At 64.0% G+C, this 13,166-nt stretch carries 7 protein-coding genes; 2 read left to right on the top strand and 5 right to left on the bottom strand.

Annotated features, from left to right (window positions below; translation table 11 throughout):
• Window positions 1–334 precede the first annotated feature (334 nt).
• Window positions 335–3,031: an autotransporter family protein gene (locus tag HMPREF9695_RS13755; RefSeq protein WP_006021463.1), complete on the top strand. Its 2,697-nt coding sequence runs from the start codon at window positions 335–337 to the stop codon at window positions 3,029–3,031.
• Between the two features lie 214 nt (window positions 3,032–3,245).
• Here HMPREF9695_RS13755 and HMPREF9695_RS13765 read toward each other — a convergent pair whose 3' ends face one another.
• On the bottom strand, window positions 3,246–3,566 hold the full coding sequence (locus HMPREF9695_RS13765) for a 2Fe-2S iron-sulfur cluster-binding protein (RefSeq protein ID WP_006021465.1): 321 nt from the start codon (window positions 3,564–3,566) through the stop codon (window positions 3,246–3,248).
• 103 nt (window positions 3,567–3,669) lie between these two features.
• Window positions 3,670–4,047, bottom strand: a complete 378-nt coding sequence (locus HMPREF9695_RS13770; protein WP_006021466.1) for an Hpt domain-containing protein — start codon at window positions 4,045–4,047, stop codon at window positions 3,670–3,672.
• Between the two features lie 399 nt (window positions 4,048–4,446).
• Between HMPREF9695_RS13770 and HMPREF9695_RS13775 the strand changes: the two genes are divergently transcribed.
• Window positions 4,447–9,504, top strand: a complete 5,058-nt coding sequence (locus HMPREF9695_RS13775) for an apolipoprotein A-IV repeat region-like domain-containing protein (protein ID WP_006021467.1) — start codon at window positions 4,447–4,449, stop codon at window positions 9,502–9,504.
• Between the two features lie 779 nt (window positions 9,505–10,283).
• On the opposite strand, the gene HMPREF9695_RS13780 is transcribed toward HMPREF9695_RS13775, so the two are convergent.
• Genes HMPREF9695_RS13780 through HMPREF9695_RS13790 form a run of 3 tightly spaced genes read right to left on the bottom strand, consistent with a single transcriptional unit; the run spans window position 10,284 to window position 13,064 of the window.
• The gene (locus HMPREF9695_RS13780) at window positions 10,284–11,123 is read right to left on the bottom strand and encodes an MlaD family protein (RefSeq protein WP_006021468.1); all 840 of its coding nucleotides are present in this window, start codon (window positions 11,121–11,123) and stop codon (window positions 10,284–10,286) included.
• Window positions 11,124–11,150: 27 nt separating this feature from the next.
• Entirely contained in the window at window positions 11,151–11,921 is a 771-nt protein-coding gene (locus HMPREF9695_RS13785) for an ABC transporter ATP-binding protein (RefSeq protein WP_006021469.1), read from the bottom strand.
• A gap of 9 nt (window positions 11,922–11,930) precedes the next feature.
• Window positions 11,931–13,064: an ABC transporter permease gene (locus HMPREF9695_RS13790; protein WP_006021470.1), complete on the bottom strand. Its 1,134-nt coding sequence runs from the start codon at window positions 13,062–13,064 to the stop codon at window positions 11,931–11,933.
• Window positions 13,065–13,166 lie beyond the last annotated feature (102 nt).

Consider the following 13,166-nt stretch of genomic DNA (forward strand, 5'->3'; position numbering starts at 1 on the left):
AAGTTTGGCGTTTGCGCGGAGTGAGAAGACGGCCTTTGGCCCTCTTGGTAAAACATGTCCGTTGGAGAGCGTATCGGCGAGGCTTCACGTCACCTTTCATGACGTAAGAATTTGTTGCGCCCGTATTTTTCGCGCTTCCATTTCATCACCAAAAAATTTCTCGCGCCGCCCCCTGTGGCCGCTACGCCACAAGCCGGAAAAGATTCGGATTTTAGGCATCCGGACAGAACGCGTGCGCGCAATGAGAAGACGCCTCCAAATCGATCTGTCACACGTTTCCTGCTGAGACCTCCGCCGCCGGGTTGGCGACGGAGCATGGAGTGATGGGTGGGGCATGGGGTGCGTTGAGAGGATCGCGGCGATCAAACGAGCCGCGTTCGCGCTGTTGGCGGGTGGCCTTCTGGCGGTCTCGGCCACGTCAAGCGCATGGGCATCGGCAGGCTGCGACGCCGTCAACAATGGCGAACTCGACGTCTCCGCGTCCACTTCAACGCCGATGGCCTCGCGTAGCATCACCGGCAAGCGTTTCGCCCCGGGCGATGTGCTGACCGCGACTGCCCGCACCAATGACGGCTCGTTAAACCTGGTCTATCTGGTGTTCGCGGATGGCAGCCAGAGGAGCGTGCAGAGAAACAACCCTCCGAATTTCTCCACCATTACACTCACTGCAGCCGGCAACGAGTCCTCCATCACCGCCTACATCTATAACAATGGCGCAGGCGGCGCCTCGAACTGGATCACGGTCACATGTACGCCCGGCCCGGCCAATGCCAGCCTGACGGAAATCCAGAGCAGCGGAAGTCCGAGCATCGCCGGACAATCGGTGACCTTCACCGCCACCATGACCGGCACCGCATCCAACGGCACTCCGAACGGCACCGTCACCTTCGACTTCGGCGATGGCACAGCGGCAACACCCGTCACGCTCAGCGGCGGTACGGCATCCATCAGTCATACCTATGCGACAGCGGGCAATAAGACCGTGACCGCGAACTATAGCGGCGACAGCACCAACTATGTCGCAAGCTCGGCCAGCATGACGCAGACCGTCAACAAGGTCACCAGTTCGCCTGGTCTGAACATCACGCCGTCGCCCGCTGTCGTGGGCCAGGCGTCAACATTTTCAGTGACGGTCCCTGGCGCGTCGGGGGTGCCGGCTCCGACCGGCACGGCGACGATCAACTTCGGTGACGGTTCATCCAACACAGTTCTCACACTGAGCAGTGGAACCGCCAGCACAACGCATACCTATGCGGCCGCGGGCAACTTCACCGTGAGCCTGACCTATAGCGGCGATACGAACTACGCTAACGCTGCGCCCACTTTTCCGGTGACGGTCAGTGCGGGAACGTCAGGCACCACAATCGGCTCGAGCGCCAATCCGAGTCCGTTCGGACAATCCGTAACCTTCACCGCGACAGTCACCGGCACCAATCCCACCGGCACGGTGCAGTTCTTTGACGGCGCGACGCTGCTCGGGTCCGGAATTGTATCGGCGGGAAGCGCCACCTTCTCGACCTCGGCCCTGTCTGCGGGACCGCATTCCATCACCGCAGTGTATGGTGGCGACACCAACAATAATGGTTCGACATCCTCCGCCCTGTCCCAGACCATCAGCCTGTCCACCACCACGACAACGCTGGCGTCGTCGCAAAATCCAAGCGACGTAGGCAAGCCGGTGACATTCACCGCGAGCGTCACAAGCGGCGCTGGTGCGCCGAACGGCGGCACCGTGACCTTCATGGACGGTGCGACAACGCTCGGCAGCGCCAGCGTGTCTGCAGGCGTCGCAACGCTCACCACGTCCGCGCTGGCGCTGGGTAGCCACACCATCACCGCGAGCTATAGCGGCAGCCCCGGTTTTACGAGCGGCACATCATCGCCGCTGATGCAGTCGATCAACATTCCCGCCGACAGTTTGAAACTCCGCGCGCTGCAAGCCATGGCGACGCCCGTGGTGAGCCAGTTCTCCGGTCAGGCGATCTCCGGTGCGATCGACAATGCCGTCAACGAAGGCTTCGCCGACGATGGCGGATCGCTGGTCAGCCCGAACAACAGCGGCATCCGTTTCAACTTCGCCGCCGACAGCGGCAGTGACGATCCGAAAGCTTCGTCAAAGGTGAGTTCGGCCGCTCCGTTCGGCGCGACCTCGGACAAGTCGCGCGTCAACGACGCTTTCGATGCCCTCGCCTATGCCGGACCGGTCAAGGCCCCGAAGCGTTTCGTCGAACCGCGCGACTGGCTTGGCTGGGCGGAAGTACGCGGCGCAACGCTCGAGCGATGGAGCGCGGCGGGTGCAGGCACGTCGACCCTCTATGGCAACCAGATCAACGTGCTTGCTGGTCTTACGCGCAGGCTTGCGCCGAACTTCCTGATCGGCGCATTCGGTGGCTACGAGACATTCGACTATCGTTCGGATCAGTTGCAGGGCCGCATGAAGGGCGACGGCTGGACGGTCGGCAGCTATCTCGGCTGGAAGATCACCCAGACCATCCGCTTCGATGCCGCGGTCGGATACTCCGGCCTCGGCTATGACGGCACCGCGGGCACTGCCTCCGGCTCATTCACCGGCAATCGCTGGCTGGTATCGGGCGGATTGACCGGCAAGTATGAAACCTACGGCCTGATGATCGAACCGTCGGCGCGCATCTACGCGCTGTGGGAGCACGAGAACGCCTACACCGACACGCTCGGCACGGTTCAAACCGCGCGCGACTTCACCACAGGCCGTGCCAGCGCGGGGCTCCGGCTCGCCTATCCGGTGATGTGGTCGTCGGTCGCCATCGCGCCGTATGTGGGATTGTACGGCGACTATTACTTCAACGGCGACACTGCGGCCGTTCCGCCCGCAAGCCTTGCGACCGTGTCAGCCGCCATCCTCGACGGCTGGTCGGCGCGTGTCGCGAGCGGCGCCAATCTGAAGTTCGCCAACGGTGCGCAGATCTCCGTCGGCGCGGAGCGCGGCGGGCTCGGCAGCAGCAGTGGCGCGGCCCTCTGGACCTATCGCGCCCGCGCGTCAGTGCCGTTCTGAGTTCGGGCCATGCATCCTCTGCCGCCGACGCTCGCGATCGCGCTCCGGCTGACCGGCGCGATCTGGATCTTCGGCATTGTTGCGATGCTGATGCAGGCGGACACGCGAATCGTGGCCGCCGCGTTCGTCGTCGGCCTTGTGACCGCGATTATCGAATGGATTATTGCCCGACAAATTCCGCCTCCGGCTGAGGAGCCGGAGGACGATAGCGAACTTACGCCTGACGCTCGGGCGTCGACACCACAAGTCCGTCGAGTTCGTCGGTCACCTTGATCTGGCAAGACAGCCGCGAGTTCGGCCGCACGTCGTAGCCGAAGTCGAGCATGTCCTCTTCCATCGGCGTCGGCGATCCGACCTTCTCGCGCCAGGCTTCATCGACATACACATGGCACGTCGCACAGGCGCATGCGCCGCCGCACTCGGCTTCGATGCCGGGAATTGCGTTGCGGATCGCGCCTTCCATGACGGTCGCGCCCGCCTCGACGTCGACGGTGCGGGTCGTGCCCGAGTGATCGGTGAAATTGATCTTGACCATATTTGACGTGCTGCCCGGATAATTCAGTTGGAGACGTCCTATAACGGGTCAGTTGGCCAGACGCCAGCACTGCCCGGGGATAAAAGCCGTGCGGAAAAGCCGGTCAGGACCGGTTCAACATCTGGCCGATCGCGGCTCTGGCTTCCTCGACCGCGCGCTGAAGCAGCGTGATCGCGCCTGCAACGTCGCCATCGCTCTTCATGGCGGCTTCGACGCCGAGGGCGGCTTCCGCCACGCGGAATGCGCCGATCGCCCGCGCGGACCCCTTCAGCGTATGCGCCAGCGCGGCCGCGTCCGCCGGGATGGTTTTGAGGCGGGCGACGAGATCGGCGCTCTGGGCCGCGAAAAGCCCGAGAACTTCGGCTTCAAGCGCGGCTTCGCCGAGGGTCATGCGTCCGAGATGCTGGACGTCGATGGCGGAGTCTTCTGGAACGAGCGGTGGTGACGGCATCCAGTTCAACCGCTCCAGGTTAAGTGACATGACCCATCCGAATTGCTGACGGCGCCGGATCGAATCCGGCCGGAAACACCGTCAGGCAATCACACCAATGGTTAATGAAATGTATTAGGTGTCTGCCGCGATTTAGCCATGTTTTCGCCGCCTCGCCGCCTAGAAATACCAAAGTGCTTTTGAAAACTGTTGATTTCTGAAAGCGTTAACCGTGCCGGTGTTAACGATGATTAAAAATCTATTAACCCATCCCATTTCATTCGACCCACCGAGCCAATAGGATGTTTGCGGAAGTGCGGGACAACCGGCGGGACAAATCGGCGAACGTAACTTCGTTTCGTCTACCGGTATCGGGGAACATTCGACGGCGCGCAGCCCTGGCTGCGGTGCCACTTGCGGATGCGTAAAAAATAAAGGCGTGCGGGACACATGGCGAAAAATCCGAAGGTCAAGGATCCAACTGAAGCCGCCCTTTCGGCGATCCAGGAAGCTCTGAACATCGGCGATCTGCCTCCGTCCGACAGCAGTCGGGACAATCTGGCGCGCAATGAACCGTCGCTTGGCGCTGCCAGCCGCGGCGCCGACCTGCGTTCGCCTGTTGCCGACGACCTCGGCGTCCCGAGCTTCGACCGCAGTCCCGCCAATGACGACCGCGAAACCATCGGCGCCATTCTCCAGACCATCCAGAAGGGCCGCCCGCGGCGCAACGCCTATACTGTCGCGACGCTGTTTTCGGGCCTGTGGATCGCAGGCGTCGGCTTCCTTGCGTTCGCTTTCCTGCCCGCACTCGAATCAATCGTCGGCCAGGGCAGCGCCGGTGTGCTGGCGTTGATCGGCCTGATCGCCGTTCTCGTTGCACCGCTGCTGCTGTTCTACTTCATCGCCAACATGGCGTGGCGCAGCCAGGAAATGAGCATGATCGCTCAGTCGATGGCGCAGATGGCCGTCCGCTTCTCGGAGCCCGAGCATGTCGCCAACGGCGCGATCGTGACCGTGGGTCAGGCGATCCGCCGCGAAGTCGCGGCCATGGGTGACGGCGTCGAGCGTGCCGTCGCGCGCGCCGGCGAACTCGAGGCCCTCGTCGCCAACGAAGTCTCCTCGCTGGAGCGTGCCTACAGCGACAACGAAGTGCGCATCCGCGCCCTGCTCCAGGACATCGCGGTTCAGCGCGACAACCTCGTCGGCCAGGCCGAACAGGTCCGCAACGCCATTTCCGGCGTGCAGATCGATCTGCGTCAGGACATTGCCCTGATCAGCGACGCCATCGCATCGCGCGTGGATGAAGTGGCCAGCAGCATCACCGGCGCCCTCGAAGAACGCAGCGAACACATCACCCGCGCGCTCTCCAGCGCCGGCGACAACATGATCATCGCGCTCGGCGAGCGCGGCGGCGACCTGCTCGACCGCCTCGAGGAAGCCAGCACCCAGACCGCCGCCAGCGTGCTCGACGCCAGCGAAAAGCTGACCGCCAGCCTCAACTTCAAGACCGGCCACGTCCACGAGGAATTCGCGGACCTCGCCGACCGCGTCCACGACGCCCTGAACGAACGCCTCGACAAGATGACCGGCGAGTTCGAACAGCGCTCGGCGACCATCGTCGACAGCATCGCCGCCCGCTCGGAGGAAATCGTTGCCAGCGTTGCGGAACGTACCGACAAAATCGTCGAATCGATGAGGGTTTCGAGCGAGTCCCTGCTCTCCGAGCTCGATGTCCGTGGCGCCACGCTCTCCGAGCAGATCGACGAGGCCGGCAATCGCCTTGCCGACCGCGTTCTGTCCAGCGGAGACAAGGCCGGCGAAGCGCTCGACGTCACCATCAATACGCTGGTGGCGAAGGTCGTGAGCCAGACCGAAAGCGCCCACGAGACGCTGAGCAACCAGATCGGCCTGTTCGACGGCATCGTCAAGGAACACGGCAACGAGCTGGCCGAGAAGTTCGCGCGCGACAGCGGCACGCTCGGCGCCCTGATCACCCGCCACATCGCCGAATTCGACCGCACGGTGAAAACCTATGGCGGCGAGATCGTCGAACGCATGGGCGAGCACACCCAGGGCCTCGCCGACAACCTCAAGGCCTATGTCGACACCTTCGACACCCGCGTCACCACGCATCGCGACGAGATTCACAACAAGCTCGATCAGAGCCTCACCGGCTTCAAGACCGCGATCGAAGCCCGGATCGAGAGCCTCGACACGTCCCTGCTCTCCACCGTCAACGCGCTGGACGAGACCGTTGCGAACCGCACCAAGGCTCTCGAGGAAACGTTCGACAGCCGCGCCGCCGCCTTCGGCGACACGGTCAGCAACCGCGCAGCGTCCTTCACCACGGTGATGGATACGCGCACCAGCGCCTTCACCGATGCGATCGACGGCCGCGCCATGGCGTTCACCGAGAAACTCGGCGAGCACACCGCCGAAATCGCCAAGGTGTTCGACACCCGCGCCGCCGAATTCACCGAAACGATCAACGACAAGACCACGGCGTTCAAGGAATCGATCGACTACCGCACCACTGCCTTTACCGATACGATCGACAGCCGCACCACGGCCTTCGCCGATCTCATCGAGGCGCGCACGGCGGCGATCACCGAACGGGTCGACACCGGAGCGGAAGCTTTCGCCACCATCGTCGATGCCCGGACGGCCGCAATCACCGATGCGCTGGAAACCCGCACCGCCGCCTTCGCGGACACCATCGACACCCGCACCGCCGCCTTCGCGGACACCATCGACACCCGCACCGCGGCCTTCGCCGACACCGTCGATACCCGCACCGCATCGCTGGTGCAGACCTTCGACAGCCGCGCCGCGGCCTTCGCGTCGGTGGTCGAAAACCGCGCCGCCTCGATTGCCGAGGCCATGGAGTCGCGCGGCACGCAGGTGATGAATATGCTGACCGGCGGCGTCGACGATATGGCCAGCGCCATGACCGCGCGCATCAAGGACATCCAGGGCAATCTGGAGTTCAACGTCTCCTCCCTCGCTTCGGACATCAGCGCGCGCGTCGCGCAGTTCGAGAACCTGCTCGATACGCGGGTCGAGGCAGCGGCGAACCGCGTCACCACCAGCGGCCAGCATGCCGCCGAGGCGATCGGCTCGCGTTCGGAAGACATGACCCAGGCGATCAAGGCCCGCGTCGAGGAAGCCGAGCGCGCCCTCACCGGCCTGATGTCCAATACCTCGACCACGATCCAGGAAGGCGCCCGCACCGCCCAGCAGTCGCTGATCTCGCTCTCCGGCGACGTCAGCAGCCAGCTCAAGGCGGTTTCCGGTGAAATCACCGGCCAGCTCAAGGCCGTGTCCGGCGAAGTCAGCACCGATCTGAAGACGGTGTCGGGCGAAGTGGGCTCGCAGCTTCGCGGCATCACCAGCGATGTCGGCACCCAGCTGCGGGATATTTCCGGCGAGGTCGGCGCGCATCTTCGCGGCATCTCCGGCGACGTCGGCACCAGCCTCAAGTCGGTCTCCGGCGACCTCGAGCGCTCCATCCAGATGGCCGCGCGCGAAGCCGAGAACACCCTCACCGTCGCATCGACCAGCGCGACCGCGCAGATCAAGTCGGCCTCCGCTGAAATCGAGCGCACCATCGCGGTCTCGACCGACCGCTTCGGCGCGACGCTCAACGGCAAGGTCGAGGCGATCACCGACGGCGTCCGCGAGCAGACCGAGCAGCTTTCGCAGCTGGTCGACACGCGCCGCGGTGCACTGGTCGAAGCCCTCGGCAGCAAGGCCGCGGAAATTTCGTCCACCATCGGCAGCGCCGCGGACTCCGCGCTGAAGTCGATCGAAAATCACGGCGGCGCATTCACCGTCGCGATGATGAACAACTCCTCGGATCTGGCCCGCCAGATCAACACCGCCAGCGAGATCGCGATCGGCGCCGTCAGCAAGTCGCTGAAGGACATCGACCAGACCTCGCGCGCGGCGATCGACCAGTCACGTCAGGTGGCGACGTCGACCATCAACGAGCTGCAGGAGACCTCGAAGATCCTGCGCACCGACACGCTCGCCCTGTTCGAGCGGCTGCGTGAAGGCAACATCCTGCTCCAGGAAGTGCTCACCGGCGCCCACGACAACCTCAACTCGCTCGAGCGCACGCTTGTTACGCGGGTCGCGGAGTTCGTCTCGACGATGAACGATGTCACCAGCCGCAACGGCGACTCCACCAAAACGCTGGAACAGTCGCTCGGGTTGTTCACCGCCAAGACCTCGGGCGCGCTGGAAAGCCTCAACTCGATCTCGTCGCAGTTCGAGAACCACGGCCGCGCCCTCGCCGAGGCCGCGACCCTGATCGAGCGGAGCAACGAGCGTGCCAGCGACTCCGTCGCCGAACGCAACGCCCTGCTGGAATCGCTGGTCTCGACCATCGACCTGCGGACCCACGACCTCGACGAGCGTCTCTCGCGCTTCACCAACCTGCTCGACGACTCGCTCGCCGCGGCCGAAACGCGGGCACGCGACATCGCGCAGATCGTGGCGCAGACCGCGGGCTCCAGCTCGGCTGAGGTCAGCCGCCAGTTCGAAGCGGTCCGCATGGCCGTCGAGGACGAGCGCCGCCAGACCTCCGAAGCCATGGCCGAACTGTACGATCAGGGCACCCGCGAGGCGGAGAACATGTTCCGCCAGGCCGCAGACAAGTTTGCGACCATCGTGCACGGCATGAAGCAGATGGCCTCCGAGCTGCACGGCGAACTCGACGCCACCCGCGCCGAACTGCGCCGCGGCGTTCTCGAAGTGCCGCAGGAAGCGGCCGAGAGCACCGCGCAGATGCGCAAGGTGATCGTCGACCAGATCGAAGCGCTGGCCGAGCTGAACCGCATCGTCGCCCGCCACGGCAAGGGCCTCGACGTTGCGCCGACCACCCGCACCGTCTATCGCGAGGAAGAAACCGTGATGGCGACAGCCGGCGGCCGCGCCGAGACCGCCTCGCGCCCTGCGCCGCGTCCGCGCGACGTTGCCAGCGCATCCAGCCTGCCCGCGCCGGAGTTCGGCCCGGCCAGCCCTGCGCCGCGCCGCACCGAAGCGCCCCCGGTCTCCCCGGTCGGCAATGGCGGCAACAATGACGGCTGGCTGTCCGATCTGCTGAACCGTTCGGACAACGACGACGGCGCACGCGGCCGTGCCGCGCCGTCCGCTCCGCGTCAGTCCGCAAACCCGCTTGAAGCGCTGTCGCTCGACATCGCCCGGCTGGTGGACCGCGAACTCGCGGCTGAAATGTGGGATCGCTATCAGCGCGGCGAACGCAAGGCGTTCTCCAAGCGGCTCTACACACCGGCCGGCCAGAAGGCGTTCGACGAGGTCGCCCGCAAGTATCGCGCCGACCGCAACTTCAAGCAGACGGTGGACCGTTACATCAACGAGTTCGAACGCCTGCTCGACGAAGTCTCGCGCGACGAACGCGGACCGGCGGCCCTGCGCAGCCATCTCGTCTCGGAAACGGGCCTCGTCTACACCCTGCTCGCTCACGCAGCGGGCCGGCTGGGGTAAGGTTCACGTTTTTCCAAGGCGCAGCAAAAATCAAAAAGCGGAGGCTCTCGCCTCCGCTTTTTCTTTTGGGCATGTATCGCCACGCTCGTCATTGCGAGCGAAGCGAAGCAATCCATCTGCCTCGTGCTTTTATCAGCAAAAAAATGGATTGCTTCGTCGCTTCGCTCCTCGCAATGACGGTGGCTGCAACATTTCGTGATGGGGATACGCGTCCCCGTGCTCTGAAGCGCGCTTAAGTTCGCCCTGTCCTGTTCGTGAGGGGCGCTTCTCGAGGGCGCTTTGAAGCGGAGCGGGATGCGGCGCCTGCGCGCGTGTCTCGCACACACGCGTCCGGGAGGCTGGGGTCACCGTCCGGGCCAACTACGTGGCTCTGCCGTTCGCCGGCTGGACGCGGAGCGGACGAAGGCGGCGAAAGCCGTCCGGATCAGGGGTCGAGTAACCTCCCCCGTCCGCACCCGGAAGTACGGTCCCCTCGCCCAAAATCGCCGCAATGGAGCGCCGCAAGGCGATGCGCTTTCGGACCTCACATCGCCTCGCACGCGATGCCGGGAGCGAAACGAACACAAGGTGCGCCTCGCGGCGCTCCATGCCCCTCATTGTTTGGGGCAACTAACAGATCAACTCGCGATCAATCGCGAGAGCGAATGCGCACGCCTTTCGTTGGCGCGGGTGGGGCGAGCCCCACACGCGCATGCTGTTTGAAAATTGAATCGGAAAATTGAAGTGGCGCACGCTGTCGCCTCAACGCCACTCGCCGCAAGCGGGCGAGGTAAGCCGCCTTACCGCTGCCGCGCGCGGGCGTCGGCGGGACTTCGGACCGGGGTTGGAGCCGGAGGCGGCGGAGCCGGTGCAGCGTCCTTCTGCCCCGCGCCGAACAGCACGCGGGTCGGGTTGCGGTCGAAGTTGTTCACCGCGCGGCTGATGTCGGCGAGCGTGCGGCGGCCGTCGATGATCAGGCCGGCGGAGCGCTTGTCGAGATTGTCGGCCAGTTCGCGGAACGATTTCGCAGCGGCCTGCAATTCGCCCTTCTCGCCCATCAGGCCATCGACGCCGGCCATGATGCTGTCGATGCGGGCGGAGTTGGCGGCAAGACTCTTCGAGAACACCTCGATGTTGGTCATGCTGTTGTGCAGGGTCTCCTGGTTTTCAAGAACCAGCTTGTTGACGTTCTGAAGCACGCCGCGCACCGCTTCGCCGATATCCTGGATCGCGTTGGGGTCAGCCGTCAGCGTCGGCACGCCGTCCTCGGCGACCGGCACGCCACCCGCCTCGATCGAGCCGCCCTTGAGCGACACCGACGACACACCGGTGAGACCTGCAAACTCAAGGCCGACCAGCGAGTCCTTGCGGATCGGAGCGTTCTTGTCGACGTTGGCGATCACGACCACGCGCTTGGGGTCGTCGAGCTTGATGGAGGTGACTTCACCGATCTTGATGCCGTTGAAGTTGACGTTGCCGCCGGTGCGCAAGCCGGAGGCCGCGCCCTCGAACACGATGCGCAGCGGAACGCGCTGGGCGGCCGCGCCGAGGTTCTGGAACCAGAACACAAAGCCAAACGCCGCGGCGACCACCGCGAGCGTGAACGCCCCGATCAGGACGAAATTTGCCTTTGTTTCCATCGACTTAACTCCAAATACGCAAACTCATTACGCGATCACGGCCCGGGCGCGATTGCCATGAAAATAGGCCCGCAGCCAGGGATGCTGCGAGGCCAGCATGTCATCCATCGTGCCTACCAGGAGAACCTTGCGATCCCCTAACACTGCAATCCGGTTGCAGGCCGTTTTAAGGCTGTCGAGATCATGGGTTACCATGAAAACGGTCAGTCCCAAAGTGCGCTGCAATGTCATCACAAGCTGATCGAAATCGCCGGCGCTGATCGGGTCGAGACCTGAGGTCGGCTCGTCGAGGAACACGATCTCCGGATCGAGCGCCAGCGCGCGGGCCAGCGCCACGCGCTTGATCATGCCGCCCGACAGTTCCGACGGGAACCTGTCGGCGACTTCCGGCTTGAGGCCGACCATCGCGAGCTTGGCGATAGCGATTTCATCGAGCAGCCGCTCGGACACGTTCATGAATTCGCGCACAGGGAACTGGATGTTCTGCTTCACACTGAGCGAGGAGAACAGCGCGCCGTGCTGGAACAGCACGCCCCAGCGGCGCTCGACCGCGCGGCGCTGATCCTCGCTGGCCTTGCCCATGTCGACGCCAAACACTTCGATGGTGCCGGCAAGCTTCGGGATCAGGCCAATGATGGTGCGGGTCAGAACGGACTTGCCCGCGCCCGATGCGCCGACAAAGCCGAGGATTTCGCCGCGCCGGACATCGAGGTCGAGATGATCGAGAATGAGGTTCTCGTTCAGCTTCACCGTGAGATCGCGCACCCGGATGATGTGATCGTCGAAGTTCCCCGCCATCATCCAATCCTAAATATTGATCGTTGCGAAGAAGATCGCGAACAGGCCATCCATGACGATGACGAAGAAGATCGACTTCACCACCGAGGCCGTGGTGTGCTGGCCGAGCGACTCCGCGCTGCCTTTCACCGCCGCGCCCTCGACGCAGGCCACGATGCCGATCACCAGCGCCATGAACGGCGCCTTCACCATGCCCACTGTGAAATGATTGATGGAGATGGCTTCCTTCAGACGAACCAGAAACGCGTCGGGCTGTACGCCGCCGTAACCCCAGGCGACGAGCCCGCCGCCGTAAAGCGCAGCCATCGCGCCAAGGAATGCGAGAATGGGCATGGCGATGATCAGCGCGACGATCCGCGGCAGGATCAAAACCTCAGTGGGATCGAAGCCCATGGTGCGCAGCGCATCGACTTCCTCGCGCATCCGCATCGAGCCGAGCTCCGCCGTGTAGGCGCTGCCCGAGCGGCCCGCGACCATGATCGCTACCAGCAGCACGCCGAGTTCGCGCAGCACCAGTACGCCGAGCATGTCGACCACGAACACGTCGGCGCCGAACTTGCGGAAATGGAAGATGCCCTGCTGGGCGATAATGCAGCCGATCAGGAAGGTGATGAGCACCACGATCGGCACCGCGCGCCAGCACACCTGTTCGAGGTGATGGATCATCGAGGTGAAACGGAAGCTGGTCGGATGCCGGATCACCCGGAACATCGCATTGAGGATCGCGCCCAGCATGCCGATCAGGCCGACCAGCGTGCCGCCGACATCGACGACGCTGCGGCCGATGCCGTCCAGCATGCCAAGCAGGGTTTGCCGCGGCCGCTTGTGCACGACGCCGGCTTTGACCTGACGCACTTCGTTCACGAGGCTCGCGTAGTTCGCGGACAGGCCGGCCACATTGGGCTCGACGCCGCCCTGGGTCAGGCTGCGGCGCAGCCGTTCGATCAGCCAGGCCCCGAACGTATCGAGGCTGGAGACCTGCGAGACGTCGATCACGATATTGTCCGGCCGGTTCTTGAGCCGTTCGGTGTCTTCAATGATCTTTTCGAGGTCAGGCGCGTGATGGACCGTCCATTGGCCAGCCGCACGCAGCGCGAGACCGGCGCCGACGGGTATCTGCTCCAATGTCGGATTGCCGTTCAAGCCCAACTCCTGTGCCGGTTGATCAAGCAACCTATCACGATGCCAACGAACTGTACGGGGATGTGACTAAGAGCCATAAATGACGTATCTGGGCAAGCCCGC

The organism is Afipia broomeae ATCC 49717 (genome assembly GCF_000314675.2).
Taxonomy (GTDB): Bacteria; Pseudomonadota; Alphaproteobacteria; order Rhizobiales; family Xanthobacteraceae; genus Afipia; species Afipia broomeae.